This is a genomic window from Clostridium sp. OS1-26, assembly GCF_030915445.1.
In the GTDB taxonomy this organism is placed as follows: domain Bacteria; phylum Bacillota; class Clostridia; order Clostridiales; family Clostridiaceae; genus Clostridium_AM.
The window spans coordinates 2,969,844-2,987,494 of the sequence record NZ_CP133264.1 but is presented as its reverse complement, the minus strand read 5'-3'; the positions used below and the strand labels follow the sequence as shown (position 1 = coordinate 2,987,494).

The window sequence follows — 17,651 nt, the reverse complement described above, 5'->3', positions numbered from 1 at the left end:
AACCATTAATAGTATTAAGTGTAGTTATTTAACAGGAGTTATAAACATCTGAACCCAATATGGAGTTCCGTTTTTATCTTTAGCAACTCCAACTCCAATTTCTGTATAGTTAGAATTTAATATGTTTGCTCTATGACCTGAAGAATTCATCCATCCATTCATTACTTCAGCAGGAGTTTTCTGACCGTATGCAATATTTTCACCTGCTGCTGTATAGTTAATACCAAATTTTTTCATCATATCAAAAGGTGAACCATAAGTAGGTGAAGTATGGCTGAAATAGTTTTTATCAATCATATCTTGAGCTTTGACTGTTGCTACTTTAGATAATTCGGCATTAGCCTTAAGTGGAGCTAGTCCATTTTTGCTTCTCTCTACATTAACTAACCTGATTACTTCACTTGCTTCCTCACTTATAGTTGAAGCTTGTCCATTATTTTGTGTTGATTGCGTAGGTGTAGTATTTGGCTTTGTGCTAGTTGTAGGTTGGGTAGCTGTTGACGAATTAGTAGTAGTTGTAGTTTGCTTTTCTGAAGTAACAACTGTCCAGTTTTTAAATTGAGGATATTTATTTAAAATGTCTTTCAACCAAATTTGTTGAGTTGCTGAAGCAGTACAATTAGTTTCAGCTGCTTTTGCCATAGTAGGTATAGTAGTTGTTATACTTCCTGCGATAATTAGTGTTGCAATTATTGATTTAACACTTTTATTCATAAAGTAAAACCTCCTAAAATTTTTTGTTTATCAAGAAATTATATTAAAGTCCTTTGAGAAAAAAACTTAGTATAATTTCTTGTTCAGTTTTTTACTATATTTAAAAAACTTATTTTAGAGTATAAATAATAAATATGAACATAATGCCTCTATTTTGTAAATGAACTAAAAACATTTGAAAAAAATTTCAGAAAATTATGGTAACATAGTTTCATATTCCCACATAAATCAAATTAATTATTCTTGTTTTAATATATCTAAAGTAAAATTTTCAAAACTATATAAGTTTAATAATCATTTAGTTTAGTAAAAAAGTGTATAAAAATAAAAAGGCTATCTCGCCATAGAAATTACTTTCTATTTTGAAACAGCTTCATTTTTATTATCTATTTCTGAAATATTTAACATTAGCGTTTTTATCTGATAGAGTTATTTTAAAAATGGTTAAATAACCTAAGCTGACTAGTAAATAAATTGAGGTGACACATATCTTTTAATAATAATGCTCATAACTTGCAATCAATCATGAAATTCAAATAATTCCTCAACTGTTGTATGAAATACCTTTGCTATATCCATTGCCAATTTTAAAGATGGATTATATTTACCATTTTCTAATTTCCCAATAGTTTCACGCCTTACTCCTACAAAGCTTGCCAACTCTTCTTGTTTTATATTAAATTTTGCACGATATTCTTTTATTTTTGTTTTAAGTTCCATATCTATTCCAATCCGGCCTTTTCTTTATGACCATAAATCATTAGAGTAAAAACAAATGTTAATATACTAATTATAAAGTTTAAAACAAAAGCAACAACGCTAAACATCAACATGCTACTGTTTGGTGTAGAGAATTGATAAAAGTTAGTGATGCTAAAACATACTACCATAATAACAGCATTAATCATCATGTTTACTGTGAAAGCATTTAGTGCTGACTTTTTAACATTTTCCTTAAATAATTCATCTGGAATTACTTTTGCATAGGTAAGGAAAAAGAAAAACACCAAAAATACACTACAGAAAAAACTATGGATCAATATCCCTAAAATGCCGATAGTGCCCAAGAGTCCTAAATATCCCAATTTGTTTTTCATTCCTTTAGCATAGATAAAGAAAAAGAAAAATACTAAAAATAAACTACAGAAAAAATTATGAATCAATAGCCCTAAAATGCCGATAGTCCCCAAGAAACCTAAATATCCCAATTTGTTTTCCATTAAAACAATCCTCCTATACATGTGATATAATTATCACTTTATGTTATAAATATATCACATTAGGTTAGTTTTGTAAATAATTATAACAAATGAAATCACTGGATATTTTTACAAGGTAAATTTGTATACTCTCATATTTCTTTTCATTTAACATGAAAATTTTTTTATTTTCTGATACCATAATATTCAGTTTTCAACGTTCCATGAGTTGCTTCACAGTTGTCAATTAAAATAGACCTTAGATCTATTCTCGTAGCAAAGAACATTGTTCTTGTTTTTATATTTAAAGTTATTTCATAATTTTTTCATATTGCTCAGTAGCACCCCTATATTTAGCAACTATGATTTATCTTCTTTAAAAAGTTATCTATTAACCTTTCTGATTTTTGGGATGACTGCCCACGATAGTTCTTAGAAAATGGATCACTAAATCCATGTTTTCCGCCTAATATATGAACATTAATATTCCGTTTTTTTAAGGAATCAACTAATTCTTGTACATTAAATGAATTTTCTTCAGTGGGGAAAATCAGTAAAACTGGACATTTGGGAGTGATATTCATGTAGTCTCTAATTCGTGAACCATAATATCCCATGATACCACTGCACATATTTTCTTCATCGCTACATAACCATGCAATTGTTGCACCTATGCTATAGCCTAATAAATATATGTATTTATATTGCTTTTTTACTTGTATAATCAGCTGTTTTACTTGATCAACTGCTGATTCAAACCCAATATTATTCATAAAATATTGATAAGCTTCTTCCTGCAAATCGTAATTAAAAGGTTGGATCAGATTAATTAGGTTTGGACAAATAATATCATATCCGTCCATAGAAAACCTCTCACAAACTCTCTGTATATGTTGATTAATTCCGTATATTTCATGTAATACTATTATTACAGAATCAGAATTATTTATAATTTTCATATAATCCTCCTCAAAGTGATTATAGATAAATAACCTTGATAATTAACTTACATATCCCGGTAGATAAGTCAAATACTTAAGTTAGATATCTATAGTTAATTTTTTATTACTTCATATCGATTACTGGTAATCATAGCATAGAATTCAATTTTCAATAACAGAATACTTTTATAAATTGCTTATTTTCTTCAGTTTCTATATAAAAAATAAAAAAGCCAAAACGCATAAGTCTACGTCTAGGCTTTCGAAAAATTTAACGAAATTATATCCTATTTAAGAGGAATATAAATATCAAACTCACAATTAGGACTTGAAATGTCAATTGACCTTGAATCATACAATTCTATTATATCAGTTTCAGCCAACTCATACCCTGAGCCTGGTAACCAGGTGACATATATGTAGTTAAGTGTCTTATTTCGTTCGGTCATTGGTCCCTTATGAGTAAACACCGCATACTTTGAAGGAGAAATTGTTTTAGCTATCATTCCTTTTGGAATACCATTAAAGTCAGTTACCTCTACACAAGCACAATAATTAAACTCACTATCAGCCTTAATACTCAGGCACTCACTTAAACCAAGAGCAATATCCGGTTTTGCTTCATTTTTTATCTCACATCTCCTTGAAAAAAAATTACTCCACAAATCAGGTATTGCTTCACTTCCTGGTTTAATCAACTTTTTTAAGCCAATAATTTTAAATTCTTTATCAACTATAATTTTTGGTTCCATAAAACACTTCTCCTTACTTTTTTAAATTTTTATTTTTATACCTAGCAAGAATGTTATATTATAATTGTAAAGGCTATACAAGTTAATATATTTGAATAGACAATAAATCCTCGCTTCTGTCATTCATATATTTGTAAGAATCATAAACCCCTTGATTATAAAATTCTGGTGCTAATTCTTCAATAATAAAGTTTAGCATCAAATTTGAGGCCAAATCACCTATTTCTTCTTCTCTTTCATTTAGAAAATAGTTCTTTATTGCAGAAACCATTTCTTCCTTTTTCTCTTTAGTTAACTTGATTTTACTTTTATCCATCATACCGTACCTCCATCTAAAATTATCTTTCTTCATATTTAAGCTACAATAAATTACAAGTATGAACTAAACACTCTAAAACAATTATACCATATATTTGAAAATTATATTTCTACTTTTTATCGTATACACCATTCTTTATACCATCTATGACTTTATTGAATTTTGTTTCATTTAAAATCTCATGAGTAATAAATTTACCCTTATAAAACACACTATAAATACTAAAAGCTGATGGCAGATCATTCACCTGTTCTTTATTATCAATCTTAATGATCTCTAATGGTATGCCTTCTCTGCTTGCCAATTCTCTTAACACTGTATTAGTGTAATATTCGGTAAAAGGACAACAGTTTGAATAATATACTGTTAAGCCATTTTTATTGCTGCAGACATTTTCTTTAGCAGATTGATTAAAGGTAGGGCTTATGGCATTAGGATTATTTTTATAAACTAATAACTCAAAATATGGAGGAGCTGTATCACAAACTTCAAAGCCTTGCCTTATGAAGAACTTCTTATCTGAAATATATGATTTCTTTTTACTACTTGTAAGAACTACAATTCCATCCTTATCTGCAGAGTCTTTCATGCAGTTCTCTAAAAGCCTTTTTCCATATCCCTTTCCGGCATATTGTCCTGCAACCCAAAAACAATTTATCACCATATAGTTTGGTGCAGTAATAGGTAACCAAGCTATATCAGATGGGCAGTATTCAATAAAGACTTTATGTTTAACATTAAATTTCTTGAACACATATCCCTTTGAAATCTGTTGTTTCAGCCATTCCTTTTTCTTCAGATATCCTTCAGTACATTTTTTATCTGATATAGCGCAGCAAATATGTTCAGTATCAATGTTTTCTTTATTTAAAGTTATAATTTCTCTTGAGTCATTCATGTTGGCAACTCCTTTCATTAATCATGACTTAATAATACCATTATGAATGTGACAACAATATGTCATATTACATTATCTTTTTGACTTACCCATTATAAAAATTATAACATAAAAACAAAAGAGCATTTCTGCTCTTGATATTACGCATAGTATTTGAAGTGTGACGTAAAAACACTGTAAAATTCGTTTCTGAATAATACGATGTTAAACAAATTATTCGTTTTTTATAGTTTGGTCATTAAATAAGGAGAAGTCGTAACATAAATTATATTACTTACTAAAAAAAGATCCTCACATAAATCTTTTATATGCTTCCTTTCTTAAAGCCTTATGGCAATTTGCTAAGTTCGAAGTTTATGCGTAGCCACCTGTTTTCCTAAAAAATCAAAGAATCGACCTGTCAGCTTTTTAATGATCCCTAATGAAACATCATAATAATAATCAGACTCAAACCAACCTTTTTCTTTAAAATAGCGATAATCTCGGAATTTTTCATCCAGAATTATACTTATATTTGTACGGCTCATTCGAAATATCATCAGCTTGAAAAAAGAAGGAGTTAGTGGCGTGGTACGCATAAGTTCCTTGTAAAATCTTACGGAGGCCTTATTGAGTTCTTGCGTTATTTTTTTCTGTTCAATTGCTGTTCTAGGCTCTAATGCCGTCAAACAACATCCTTTTGCCACGTGAAATCCCAAGTTCTCTCCTATGGTTTCTAGATATTTTACAATAGCAGCTCCTCCGTATATTCCTTGAAAAACAATAGCCATGAAGGCCTTACTAAAAAAACGTGGACGGTGGAAAATAAAGGATAACCGATCTAAAAAGTTCTTCATAATCGCCGTTACATTAAATGCGTAATTAGGGGTGGCAAAAATTATTCCATCTGAATTGTTTATTTTCTCAATTAGTAAATCTCGATCATCTTTCAACGGACAGTATTCCTCTCCTTTGTTAAAGCATAACTTACAACCTTTGCAATTTCCAAGGTTATAGTCATTTAAAAAAACATACTCAAAATTAATCTCCACGTGTGCCTTGAAGTTTGTGACAAATTCTTCAACAGCTTGATAAGTTGACTGCTTTCCCGGACTCCCGATAAAAATGGTAACCTTTTTCATTTTTGACCTCTCTAAATACAAATTCTTTTCATTAAATTTTACTATTTTGACTTAACTAATGTTAATTATATCACGCCATCTCAACATGTATTACCACTTTTGTAACAAATATGAATATTTCTTTTTAACATCGCATTATTCAATTTTCAAAGAACATTGTTCGTATTCCTATTTTCAAAAGTTATGTCGCTTTATTTTCAACTCATGCAGCTAATTTTTGAATTGAGGAGAAAAAACACCACAGAATTCAATTTTGAATAATGCGGTGTATTTATAAATTGTTCATTTTTCGATTGTTACCTCAAATGAGAATATTTCGAAATTTTTATTATATACATCTGTTTGAGTATCAAGTTTTGAGGTGAATACGACTTATTATTTTTGTGGAAATAATTTATTTTTATAGTACGCTTCTGCTTGATAAATTACAGCTAATGGATTATGACCTAAAACTCTATCCTTTACTGCAAAAACAGTTATAGGTGCATTGGAATACTTTATAAATAAAGTATCATGCCCTACGCATAAACCTAAAATTATATTAAGTTCTGTTTTAGATTCATTTAAAAATATTGCTTGTCCTATAGGATTACACATTGGCTCGTAAGTACCTGGGCTTACTTTTTCACTATCTTTAATATTTAAAAATTCTTTAGGTATGCTTCCATTTTTACATGCAACTGAATTAACCTCAAACCCATTATTTTTTAATATTGAACATAATATTTTTGCTTCTTTATTTAAACCTACACAGAAAGCTACTCCTAACTTTTTAAAATTACACTTATTTGCAAAATCCATTATCTCTTCAAGTCTTGTGTTTTTACAGTATCCTTCTGCTTCAACTAATGCTGAGTTATATGCTAATTTATAATTTTGCTCTTCATTATATAATTTCTTTATTTTTTCTTGTTCTTCTTTTTCACTGCATGGACAATTACGGGGTAATTTTTCAAGTTCTCCTTTTTTACAATAATTTTCACTACACATAGCACAAGTATACATATTTAACCCTCCCATTAATGTTAAAAATATGTCATCACAAATTACCATTTTCAGTTAACTAATGATAACTATATCATATTTACATAATTTCACATAGTTATTTTTACTTATTAACACCGCATTATTCAATTTTCAAAGAACATTTTTCATATTTTCATTTTCAAAAGTTATGTCGCTTTATTTTCATATTAATCATTAATCTAATAAGTGATAAAACAAAGGAGAATTTCTGCTCTTGATATTGCGCATAGTTTTTGTATTTCGGCAGAAAAACACCGCATAATTAAAAATCGAATAATGCGGTGCTTCAGTAAATTATTCGTTTTTTAATTATGACTACAGGCAAGAGCATTGCTAATAATTATCATTGATTAGATGCTTTGAATATCAATGTCATACTCCATCCTTTTAGCTGTAGCATTAGCTATTTCTTCTTCTAAAAGTTTTTTAATAATATGAAATGACATATTAATTCCAGCAGATATACCACCTAATGTCATAATTGAGGTTTCATCTACGAACTTAACATTGCGCTGAACTTTAAGTTAGATTCTGTATATGTAGTAAGTGAAAAAACCTCAAATGGACCTACAAAATCCAATACCTCAACTTCATTAAAAAGTAGTATTCAAACCTTCCACTGCTTTAACATCTTCTCATCCCCTCCATGTTTTTAATTTTATTAATATAAACAGTATTTATGTACTTGAGTTATATTTATATAATTAACGTGCAAATATCTTATTAGCTATTTCGTAAGAAAAATCGTGATCCAGTAATTTTGAAATTTTGTTTTCATCCTGTATCTGCTTTACTGTTTCTATTAGATTTGAATAAGCGGCTCTAATCGGAGCAGAGCCAAGGCTTAATCGTCTAACTCCTAATCGTTCTAAGTTTTCTAAATTATTTGTCATAGGTGTAGCAAGAATATTAATAGGTGCAGGAATATTTTCTATTAATTTTGAAATATTATATTCTTCAATTGCACCAGGTATAAAAATACAATCAGCACCTGATTTATGAAAAGCATTGCCTCTTTCAATAGCAATAGATAACCTTTCTTCCTCTTTTCCTGCTTTAATAAAAAACACGCAAGTTCTGGCATTAATAACAAAAGGAATTCCCAATTTCTCTTTAAGCTTAGATATAGCCTGGATTTTTTTTATTTGAATATCCAAATCTTCTAGATAAGGAGTTTGGTTGGAATAGCCATCTTCAATGTTGATTCCAACTGCTCCAGCTTCAATAATCTTAGTTACATTTTCCACTATTCCATCAATTGTGTCAGCATAACCTAATTCAATGTCTACACTCACAGGAATAGATATCCTTTGAGTTATTTGCTTTACTATTTGAACAATATGTTCAAAGTCAATTTTTTCTCCATCAGAATAACCTAAACTATAAGCGAATCCAGCACTTGTTGTTCCAACTGCTGGAAAATTAAATTTTTCATATATAACTGCACTACCAACATCCCACGCATTAGGAAGAATAAACATTTTATTCCGATGGTGAATTTCTTGAAATTGTTTTGCTAAGTATAATTGCTTTGTAATATCCATATTTCACCTCATTCCATAAGTATTTTTATTATCTATAAACTCATTCTTTGTACAATTTGCATAATTTATTATATACTATAGATACATCAATGCTCATCGATATATGAAATTATCAGGAGGATATATATATGACTGGAACTCCACAAATATCGCAATTAGCTGAAATTTTAGCTGATAAATCACGCTCTACCATTCTTATGGTGATGATGGATGGTGAATTTCACACTGTTAATGAGTTAGCTAGAATTGCTGGAATTAAATCTCATACTGCTTCTTATCATTTAGCAAAGCTTACTGAATTACAATGGATATTTATGGAAAAACATGGACGATTTCATTATTATCAAATAAGTAATAAAGAGTTGGCTCAAATGCTTGAGAGTTGGCTTCAAATTTCTCCTTTAAAACCTTCAAGGTCATTAAATCAAAGTATTGAAAATCAGATGTTATATTCAGGTAGGGTTTGCTATGATCATTTAGCTGGAAAAATAGGAGTACAAATTACTGATTGGTTACTTGAAAAAAATTATATTGTAAAATCAGAGGCTGGTTGGAACTTAAGTATAGAAGGGGAAAATTTTTTTGAGTCCAATGGAGTAAGCATTGAGTTATTAAAGAAAGAAAAAAGATGCTACTGCAGAATGTGTTTAGATTGGAGTGAGAGAAAACATCACGTAGCTGGTAGTGTAGGAAAAGCTCTAATGAATATATTTTTTAATAATCAATGGATAGAGCGTACTGAAAATAGTAGAGCTATTAAGTTAACAATTAAAGGTAAAGAACAACTATCTAAAAAGTGGGATATAGATTTTTGAATACAACCATAGTGTTTTTTTTCATCTCCCATGATACTTTTCCAGGCTGCATTAATGTCTTCCATGTTTGAATTTGCAATATGGTTAGCATAACCATTTATCGCATCAATTTCAGCTATTAATATCTCCCTTAATTTATTTATATTAAGTATCGCAATTCCTTGCGGCTGTCCATATGAATTATTTATATAAATATTATATAATACGACAATATGATGTCATATTTAGTATGATACATTTTGTTTATAAACTTAATAGAGAGAAGGGATATTTTGAAATTCGAATGGAAAAGGCAGGAGAAGAATTTATATTTACCGAAAGAGAAGCCTGAATTAATAACAGTACCAAAACAAAATTTTTTTATGATAAGTGGAAAAGGAAACCCAAATGGTGAAGAATTCTCCGAAAAAATAGGTGTTTTATATTCTTTAGCCTATGCCGTTAGAATGATGCCAAAACAAGGCTATACTCCAGATGGTTACTATGAGTATACTGTCTATCCACTTGAAGGTATATGGGACTTAACGGAAACCGGTAAACAATCTGATACATTAAATAAAAACGAATTGCTATATACTATAATGATTAGACAACCTGATTTTGTAACACAAGAAGTAGCTCATAAAGCCTTTGAAAATGTTAGGAAGAAAAAAAATCATCCTTTATTAGATGATGTAACTTTTGAAACAATGGAAGATGGATTATCTGTTCAAATGATGCATATAGGCTCATATGATGATGAACCAAAAAGTTTTGAACAGATGAAAAAATTTATAAAAGAAAATAATCTTCAAATAACAACTCTAAGACACAGAGAGATTTATATTTCAGATACAAGAAAGACTGCGAAGCCTAAATTAAAAACAGTTCTAAGATATATAGTTTGTCATAAATAGTAAGTGTATTATTTAATATAGAATCATCATAATTGCTAAAAAAGTTGAGAGAATATAATATCCTATTTTATTTTTATTAATAGCAATTTCTCTAACTCCTATATTAATCCACATGAAAAAGATAAATGTGTTCGTTATTATAGTAGTGTATTTATTAAAACAGTCAAATATAACTTCATATAAAATAACTAGCATTACTATTAATACTGGTAGAAAAATTCCTATAATATAACTTGATGATTTTCTATCTTCAATGTTGATGATAACCACCTCCATATTTATAATCAAAAGACAACAAGAATTTCTACTTGTTGTCTCTTTTGATTATAAATAATATTATTCTATCTTTCTTTTGTTTCTATCTCTTCTAGAATTTTATGGATAAATAATTTAGGATTAATTACACCTAAATCTCCGTTCTTTCTTGAACGAACAGATATCATTCCACTTTCTACTTCTTTTTTACCTATTACAATCATGTAAGGCACTTTTTCTAGCTGACTAGATCTTATTTTATAACCTATTCTCTCAGCTGAGGAGTCTAATTCTACTCTTATGCCTTGACTATGAAGTTCTTTTTCAAGTTCTTCTGCTCTTTCAATGCATTCCTCATTTACTGTGAGTATTTTAACTTGAACAGGTGATAACCAAAGTGGAAAAGCACCTGCATAATGTTCAATTAATGTTCCTACAAATCTTTCCATTGAGCCTAATAATGTCCTATGAAGCATAATTGGAACGTGTTCTTGTCCATCTTCACCAATATAAGCCATTTGGAATTTACTTGGTAGATTCATATCAAGCTGTATTGTTGTTCCCTGCCATTCTCTTCCCATAGCATCTACAGCCTTCATGTCAATTGCTGGTCCATAAAATTTTGCTCCACCAATATCCTTTTTATATTCAATATTTCTTTCCTTTAATATATTTTCAAGTGTAGTTTCTGCAAGTACCCATACTTTTTCATTATCAATAAACTTTTCTTTATTTTCAGGATCTCTCACTGAAAAATAAACATTTAACTTATCAAAGCCCATAACTTTATTCATTTCTAAGGCAAAGTCAATTATTTGGTTTACTTCATTCACAAATTGATCTTCTCTACAGATTACATGAGCATCATCTTGAGTAAATCCTCTTACTCTAAGCATACCATGAAGTGCACCAGATTTTTCATAACGATAGACAGTTCCAAGCTCACAAAGCCTCATTGGAAGCTCTCGATAACTTCTCTTTCTTGATTTATAAATTCTAACGTGAAATGGACAGCTCATTGGTTTCACATAGTAAGAAACATTTTCTTCTGAGTCTTTAAGACTCATTGCCATTGGTGGATACATACCATCTGCAAAATGATCTAAGTGCCCTGAAGTTTCCCATAGATTGCTTAGCCCTACCTGAGGTGTATATACATATTGATATCCTCTTTTTCTATGCTCTTTTCTCCAGTACATTTCTATCTCTTCTCTAACTACAGACAGTTTAGGATGCCATAATACTAGCCCAGGTCCAACATAATCATCTACACTAAATAAATCAAGTTCTTTACCTAATTTTCTATGATCTCTATTTTTTGCTTCCTTTACTTTATCAAGATATTCTTGTAACTCCTCTTCCTTTTCAAAAGAAATACCATAAATTCTTTGAAGCATTTTATTTTTTTCATTTCCTCTCCAATATGCACCTGCTATCGATAAAAGCTTTATAACTTTAATTTCCCCAGTGCTGTTTAAATGAGGTCCTGAACATAAATCTATAAATTCACCCTGTTTATAGAAAGATATATCTTCATGTGAAGGAATATCTTTTATAAGCTCAATTTTGTATGGTTCGTCTCTTTCCTCCATTAGTTTTATTGCTTCATTTTTAGATAAAATAAATTTTTCTATTTTATAGTTCTCTTTTATAATTTTCTTCATCTCTAACTCTAAATTTTGCAGCATATCAAGAGTTATTGGCAATTCTAAATCTATGTCATAATAATAGCCATTATCAATAGAAGGGCCTATAGCCAATTTGGCTTCAGGATATAGTCTTTTAATCGCTTGGGCTAAAACATGAGAAGAAGAGTGCCAGAATACTTTCATATTTTCAATGTTATTAAACATATTATATTCCTCCCTAACAATACATTTTACTTCTCTAATTGTTCAAAAACGTCATAACTAATTACAGGTGACGTGTCCTGAACAATTAGAGAAGTATATTAAATTGTCGTTGTATGTTAAAGAGCTTGTTACAAACAACATTCTTCTCATTTTCTATTCCTCCTAAAAATATAAAAAACTCCTGTCCTCAAAGGGACAAGAGTTAAATTACCTGTGGTTCCACCCTAATTACATCTTGAAATAATAAATTTCAAAATGTCACTCGAAATGATTATAACGTAATCAACGATAATGCCTACTCTAGTTCAGCACATAGCTCAAAGGTGGTTTTCAGCTATCCATATTTAGAAGTGCTTTCAGCCGATGACACTTCCTCTCTTTTAACTGGGTCTATCTTACTCTTCCTTATCTCAGCAATAAAATATATAAAATTTACAAATATGCTTTTATATTACATTATACTTTTCTAATAGTCAATAGCTTTTTCCTCATCTTTTCTATTGTCTATACACAAAAATTCTTTATTGTCTCATAAAATAAAAATAATATCTATTAATATAATGCATCCTAATAATCTAGTTACCTATAAGAAAATCTAAAACATTCCATCCAGCTGAAGACTCTGCTTTGTACAATTCTGTATACCCACATCTTCTGCAACTGATAGTAGTAAATTTCTTATTCTGCACATCAAATATCTTTGCAAAGTTTCCTCCCGTTGCCTGAAATTGGTCTGCTTCATATTCCCTGTTGCCACACTTTGGACAGATATACTGTTTTCTTTCCATTTTGAACCTCCTCTAACCTATAGATAATTCTAAGCAATTAATGGTAATTATATCACATAACACAAAAATTAAGAAGAAAGTATATCTATTTTTTAAGAGGTTATGTTTTAAGTATAAGATTGAAATGAAGTGCATAATTTTTATTTTAAAAACTTTTTATTTCTTTCCAATCATCCTCAATATTCTCAGCCATTCTTTTTACTAATTTATATACTATCTCTTTCTCTTCTTCACTAAAGTCACTAAAGCAGCTTTCAATGTTTTTATTTTCTACTTCTACAAGCATTGGATATACATCTAAAGCTTTCTGCCTAGGATGAAGTCTCCACATTCTCTTATCTTCTTCATCTCTTACTTTATCTATATATCCTGCCTCAATTAGTTTTTGTACAGCCTTAGTAGTAGTGGTTTTATCAACTTTTAAAATATTTGATAAATCTATATGATTAATTCCTGGATTTTCACATATTCTAGTTACAAAAATCATTTGTCCTTTTTGCAGTTTCACTTCTTTAAGTTTTATATCATTTATTGATTGTACACATCGAGCAAGAGCTCCTATTTCTCTTAAAATATAACTATTTAGTTTCAAATATATCTTACCTCCTTGAAAACTAATTGAATTTTCAACTTCACTCATTATATACTAGTTTTGTTGAAGGTTCAACTATTTTGTCTAAAGGAATAGATTGGTTTTTACTATTTTGAGGCAGATATATCAAGTAAGTCCTGAACCATAACAAAACTATAACCTTGGCTTCTAAGTGAGCTTATTATCTGTGGAAGCGCCTTAACAGTATTAGATAAATCTTCACTTTTGCCACCAGCACAATGTTGTAGTATTATTCCACCTGGATATACTTCCTTACTAACATAATTCATTATTTGAGGTGTAGGAGTTTTAGCCCAGTCTCTTGTATCTACAGACCAATCTATTATTTTGTATCCCAATGATGTAACTTCGTCAATTACCTGTGCATTTGCTGAACCATATGGTGGACGAAACATTGCAGTATTGAACCCTGTAATACTATAAAGCAACTGTTCAGTCTTTTGTACTTCTTCTCTAACTTTGTCCGTAGGCAATTTGGGTAAATTAGGATGATCCCAAGTATGATTTCCAATTGAATGTCCTTCACTAACTATACGACGGACCATCTCTGGATGAGCTTGTGCACGCAATCCAACAATGAAAAATGTAGCTTTTACATTATATTTCTTTAAAATTTCAAGAATTTGAGGTGTATAGTATATATCTGGTCCATCATCAAATGTTAATGCTACTTGTTTTATGCTTCGATTAGATGAAGAATAAAAAACCCGTGTAGATGCGGGATTATGTTCAGTACTCCTAGTTGAAGATTCTGGCCCTCCTTTTAAATCCGGAATGTCCTTGTTTACTTTTTGTGGTAATTTATATTCATTGACCCGATATTTATCTTTAAGGGCAGTTTCATGCATTCTTTTATTTTTACTTAGCACTTGCCAAGTAAGGAGTATACCAGAAACAAGTATAATTATCATTACTATGTTTTTTTTGAATAGTTTCATAATCAACATCTCATTTCTTAGTAACTGTTAGCTTTAGTGGAGTTAACAGTTGAAATTTAAACACAAATTTATTTTTCCAAAATAAAAATAATATATTCAATGCTATTAGTAAGATTTTTATTTTATAAGTACTTACTTAAACATAGGAGCTTAGGTTATTATGAAAGTATATATTTAATATGTAAAAAAGAGTTGGGAAAACTAAAAATAAAAAAGTAAATAACACAAAATCTTCTTATTCTGCGAACCATCAAAAATATTGCTAACTTAACGTATTATATATAGTGAAGAATATAAAAAGAAAGGGAGTGAGTTTTAGTGAGAGCTTAATCTTATTATATATCCTCTCACTAAAGATAAAACATGTTAAAAGAATTTAAAGAATTTGCCATAAAGGGCAATGTACTAGATTTAGCTGTTGGTGTTGTTATAGGTGGTGCTTTTGGAAAAATAGTTACTTCTTTGGTTAGTGACATTATTATGCCGCTCGTAGGTGCTTTAACTGGTGGAGTTAACTTTACATATTTAAAATTCACAATTAAGGAAGCTCATGGTAGTGTACCAGCAGTTACTCTTAATTACGGAAATTTTATTCAAAGCACTATTGATTTCTTAATTATTGCCTTTTCTATTTTCTTATTTGTAAAATTAATAAATAAACTCAAAAGAGAAAAGAAAGAGGAAGTTGCTAAAGAAGAGACCTCAAAGCCATCACCAGAAGTTTTATTACTTGAAGAAATTAGAGATTTGTTAAAAAAATAAAAACTGTATTTTAAAAGATAAACCCTAAAAATTGGAACATATTAGGTGTAAAGATAATGTTAATCAGATTACATTATCTTTACACCTTGAAAAAGATCAAAAAAATTTGCATGTCAATCTTCTATTGAAATCAAACCTGCAATTTTTATCGGTTCTAATGTCATCATTTTTACCAGTTGTTCTGCCATAAAGTTAGATGAATATGACATATCATTATTTAACCACCAGATTATAGCTCCCATATATAAGGATGAAATTAATTGAAGAAATAGTTCCTTCGGAATCAATGTTTGAATCTGAAAACTCTGTCCAAGCTTTTGTTGCAATATACTCTCCATCTTTTGACGAAAATTTATAATTCCATTCTTCCCTAACATAGTTTTATAAAAACAACCATCTTCTGCAATCGTCTCTAAAATTGTCTCAATATTTTCCTTAAAACTATTATACTCTAATTTATTTTCCCGTATATGAGTTTCTGGTGCAACTAAAGAAAATAGCTTCTCCAAAGCATCATCAATAGTTTTGTTAAGTAATTCATATTTATCTACATAATGAAGATAAAATGTTGACCTATTGATCTGAGCTCTCTCTGATATATTATTTATAGTTATATTATCAAAACCTTTTTCCTCGATTAGTTCAATAAATGAATCTTTTATAAGTCTACGAGTTTTAACAACTCTCAAATCCATGGATTTAGACATGATTAACTCCTTCGTATATTATTGCAATAATAATCAACATAATAATAAAATTTGATGTTTAACCAACAAAATGTGAAAAATCAGTTATTGTTTCCCTGTTTAGAAAACATTATACTACAATATATCATACAGAGAAAGGTAGCTGATACTATGTTAAACAATAAAACAAAATACAACTTTCCAATTGGCTTCTATGATGATTTACACAAGGATTCAAGTATAAATTTTCAAATGAATCGTCTATATAGTTGGAGCAATGACACTTCTATGCTTTATGAAATGAGAGAAGTTTCTCCATATATTAATAATTACGATGAATATATGGATAAATTTCTTAAATTAGGTCAAAAGCTATAGAGTCTAAGGAAAATTTAAAAGCAGCCTATTACTTTAGAGGGGCAGAATTTTATATGTTAAAAGATAATCCTTTAAAATCAATCACTCGAAATAAATTTATTTCTTTAATTAAAGAATATTATAATATAAATGAAGATTGTCACCATAAAGTTCCTTATGAGAATGGATATTTATCTTCTTATCATCTATCTGTTAAAAACCCCTTGGGAACACTTGTTATCTTTGGCGGGTTCGATAGCTATATTGAAGAGTTATTTAGAATGGCACTTGTTTTTAATAACTATGGATATGATGTTATTTGTTTTGATGGTCCTGGACAAGGATCAACCCTTGAAGATTATAATATACCACTAACTTATCAATGGGAAAGACCAGTAAAAGCCATATTAGATTATTTTCATCTTGATGATGTTACCTTGATTGGATTATCCCTAGGTGGCTATCTATCTCTACGTGCAGCTGCTTATGAAAAACGTGTAAAGCGTGTTATTTCCGATGATATTTGTGCTGATTTTTATCAAGTTATTTTAAGCCAGATTGACCAAGCTCACAGAGAACTATTTAATACACTTATGCTAAACGAATCTTCTTTTGAAATAAATTCAATATTTGAAAATCTTATGACAAAAAACTTGATGTTAAAATGGGCAATTCTCCAGGGAATGCATATAACTTGCAGTAATACTCCCTATGAATTTATTAAAAATATGATGTCATATAAAACCGCTGAAATATCAAAGCTTATTACTCAAGACGTTCTTTTGATGGCTGCCCAGGAAGACCATTATATACCTTTGTGCCAATTTTTTGAACAGAACCAAACCCTTACAAATGTAAACTCTCTTACAACTCGTTTATTTACAAGAAATGAAATGGCTCAAAATCATTGTCATATAGGAAACATTCAACTCTCAATAGATGTAATTACAAATTGGATTCAGCAAACTACAAGCGCAAACTACAAAGTTTCCGTATAAGCAATTTATCCGATGTCTACCGCCACTACCCCCCAAACGCACTCTGTGAAAGCGATTCGCACCCAATCAGCACTCTGTGTAAGTGACTATCACCAAATCATAGATTTGGGATATCTACTTAAGATTTGGGCTCTCTGCTTTTCTTAAAGTTGGGGATAAGTGGCGGTACGACCCTG

Annotated in this window: 22 protein-coding genes, 1 pseudogene and 1 other annotated feature; of the genes and pseudogenes, 5 read left to right on the top strand and 18 right to left on the bottom strand. The window is 29.7% G+C overall.

What is annotated here, in order from left to right:
* Window positions 1-24 precede the first annotated feature (24 nt).
* The 11 genes from RCG18_RS14590 to RCG18_RS14540 form a co-directional block, all read right to left on the bottom strand.
* Window positions 25-714, bottom strand: a complete 690-nt coding sequence (locus tag RCG18_RS14590; RefSeq protein WP_308036778.1) for a CAP domain-containing protein — start codon at window positions 712-714, stop codon at window positions 25-27.
* 519 nt (window positions 715-1,233) lie between these two features.
* Window positions 1,234-1,434, bottom strand: coding sequence for a helix-turn-helix transcriptional regulator (locus RCG18_RS14585; protein ID WP_308036777.1), 201 nt, complete (start codon window positions 1,432-1,434; stop codon window positions 1,234-1,236).
* Between the two features lie 2 nt (window positions 1,435-1,436).
* Window positions 1,437-1,934: a DUF3796 domain-containing protein gene (locus RCG18_RS14580; protein ID WP_308036776.1), complete on the bottom strand. Its 498-nt coding sequence runs from the start codon at window positions 1,932-1,934 to the stop codon at window positions 1,437-1,439.
* A gap of 332 nt (window positions 1,935-2,266) precedes the next feature.
* Window positions 2,267-2,872, bottom strand: coding sequence for a dienelactone hydrolase family protein (locus RCG18_RS14575; protein ID WP_308036775.1), 606 nt, complete (start codon window positions 2,870-2,872; stop codon window positions 2,267-2,269).
* Between the two features lie 269 nt (window positions 2,873-3,141).
* Window positions 3,142-3,606 (bottom strand): GyrI-like domain-containing protein, encoded by a 465-nt coding sequence (locus RCG18_RS14570; protein WP_308036774.1) that lies wholly within the window; start codon window positions 3,604-3,606, stop codon window positions 3,142-3,144.
* A gap of 82 nt (window positions 3,607-3,688) precedes the next feature.
* Window positions 3,689-3,925, bottom strand: coding sequence for a DUF2164 domain-containing protein (locus RCG18_RS14565; RefSeq protein ID WP_308036773.1), 237 nt, complete (start codon window positions 3,923-3,925; stop codon window positions 3,689-3,691).
* A gap of 109 nt (window positions 3,926-4,034) precedes the next feature.
* On the bottom strand, window positions 4,035-4,823 hold the full coding sequence (locus tag RCG18_RS14560; RefSeq protein ID WP_308036772.1) for a GNAT family N-acetyltransferase: 789 nt from the start codon (window positions 4,821-4,823) through the stop codon (window positions 4,035-4,037).
* 341 nt (window positions 4,824-5,164) lie between these two features.
* The gene (locus RCG18_RS14555; protein WP_308036771.1) at window positions 5,165-5,944 is read right to left on the bottom strand and encodes an NAD(P)H-dependent oxidoreductase; all 780 of its coding nucleotides are present in this window, start codon (window positions 5,942-5,944) and stop codon (window positions 5,165-5,167) included.
* Window positions 5,945-6,319: 375 nt separating this feature from the next.
* Window positions 6,320-6,949, bottom strand: coding sequence for a DUF1847 domain-containing protein (locus RCG18_RS14550; RefSeq protein ID WP_308036770.1), 630 nt, complete (start codon window positions 6,947-6,949; stop codon window positions 6,320-6,322).
* 371 nt (window positions 6,950-7,320) lie between these two features.
* On the bottom strand, window positions 7,321-7,449 hold the full coding sequence (locus RCG18_RS14545; protein ID WP_308036769.1) for a hypothetical protein: 129 nt from the start codon (window positions 7,447-7,449) through the stop codon (window positions 7,321-7,323).
* 225 nt (window positions 7,450-7,674) lie between these two features.
* Complete coding sequence (locus tag RCG18_RS14540; protein WP_308036768.1) at window positions 7,675-8,514, bottom strand: isocitrate lyase/phosphoenolpyruvate mutase family protein; 840 nt, start codon at window positions 8,512-8,514, stop codon at window positions 7,675-7,677.
* A gap of 128 nt (window positions 8,515-8,642) precedes the next feature.
* Between RCG18_RS14540 and RCG18_RS14535 the strand changes: the two genes are divergently transcribed.
* Window positions 8,643-9,329: a winged helix-turn-helix domain-containing protein gene (locus RCG18_RS14535; protein ID WP_308036767.1), complete on the top strand. Its 687-nt coding sequence runs from the start codon at window positions 8,643-8,645 to the stop codon at window positions 9,327-9,329.
* Here the strand turns inward: RCG18_RS14535 and RCG18_RS29075 are convergent.
* Window positions 9,329-9,523, bottom strand: a pseudogene (locus RCG18_RS29075) (ferritin-like domain-containing protein); the annotation flags it as partial. The gene RCG18_RS14535 and the pseudogene RCG18_RS29075 overlap by 1 nt on opposite strands.
* A 78-nt stretch (window positions 9,524-9,601) precedes the next feature.
* On the opposite strand from RCG18_RS29075, the gene RCG18_RS14530 reads away from it, so the two are divergent.
* Window positions 9,602-10,225 (top strand): GyrI-like domain-containing protein, encoded by a 624-nt coding sequence (locus tag RCG18_RS14530; protein WP_308036766.1) that lies wholly within the window; start codon window positions 9,602-9,604, stop codon window positions 10,223-10,225.
* Between the two features lie 12 nt (window positions 10,226-10,237).
* Here RCG18_RS14530 and RCG18_RS14525 read toward each other — a convergent pair whose 3' ends face one another.
* The 5 genes from RCG18_RS14525 to RCG18_RS14505 form a co-directional block, all read right to left on the bottom strand.
* Window positions 10,238-10,501 carry a hypothetical protein gene (locus RCG18_RS14525; protein WP_308036765.1) on the bottom strand — a complete coding sequence of 88 codons (264 nt, stop codon included), beginning with the start codon at window positions 10,499-10,501 and terminating at the stop codon, window positions 10,238-10,240.
* A 65-nt stretch (window positions 10,502-10,566) separates the two neighbouring features.
* Window positions 10,567-12,333: a threonine--tRNA ligase gene (thrS, locus tag RCG18_RS14520; protein ID WP_308036764.1), complete on the bottom strand. Its 1,767-nt coding sequence runs from the start codon at window positions 12,331-12,333 to the stop codon at window positions 10,567-10,569.
* A 188-nt stretch (window positions 12,334-12,521) separates the two neighbouring features.
* Window positions 12,522-12,754, bottom strand: a binding site (T-box leader).
* A gap of 154 nt (window positions 12,755-12,908) precedes the next feature.
* Window positions 12,909-13,121, bottom strand: coding sequence for a zinc ribbon domain-containing protein (locus tag RCG18_RS14515; protein ID WP_308036763.1), 213 nt, complete (start codon window positions 13,119-13,121; stop codon window positions 12,909-12,911).
* Window positions 13,122-13,266: 145 nt separating this feature from the next.
* Window positions 13,267-13,713 (bottom strand): MarR family winged helix-turn-helix transcriptional regulator, encoded by a 447-nt coding sequence (locus RCG18_RS14510; protein WP_374118902.1) that lies wholly within the window; start codon window positions 13,711-13,713, stop codon window positions 13,267-13,269.
* A gap of 107 nt (window positions 13,714-13,820) precedes the next feature.
* Entirely contained in the window at window positions 13,821-14,672 is an 852-nt protein-coding gene (locus tag RCG18_RS14505) for a polysaccharide deacetylase family protein (RefSeq protein ID WP_308036761.1), read from the bottom strand.
* Window positions 14,673-15,035: 363 nt separating this feature from the next.
* Between RCG18_RS14505 and mscL the strand changes: the two genes are divergently transcribed.
* On the top strand, window positions 15,036-15,434 hold the full coding sequence (gene mscL / locus RCG18_RS14500; RefSeq protein ID WP_308036760.1) for a large-conductance mechanosensitive channel protein MscL: 399 nt from the start codon (window positions 15,036-15,038) through the stop codon (window positions 15,432-15,434).
* Between the two features lie 113 nt (window positions 15,435-15,547).
* Here mscL and RCG18_RS14495 read toward each other — a convergent pair whose 3' ends face one another.
* The gene (locus RCG18_RS14495) at window positions 15,548-16,141 is read right to left on the bottom strand and encodes a TetR/AcrR family transcriptional regulator (RefSeq protein WP_308036759.1); all 594 of its coding nucleotides are present in this window, start codon (window positions 16,139-16,141) and stop codon (window positions 15,548-15,550) included.
* A 150-nt stretch (window positions 16,142-16,291) separates the two neighbouring features.
* On the opposite strand from RCG18_RS14495, the gene RCG18_RS14490 reads away from it, so the two are divergent.
* Window positions 16,292-16,498, top strand: a complete 207-nt coding sequence (locus RCG18_RS14490) for a hypothetical protein (protein WP_308036758.1) — start codon at window positions 16,292-16,294, stop codon at window positions 16,496-16,498.
* A gap of 53 nt (window positions 16,499-16,551) precedes the next feature.
* Window positions 16,552-17,475, top strand: coding sequence for an alpha/beta hydrolase (locus RCG18_RS14485; RefSeq protein WP_308036757.1), 924 nt, complete (start codon window positions 16,552-16,554; stop codon window positions 17,473-17,475).
* Window positions 17,476-17,651: the final 176 nt, after the last annotated feature.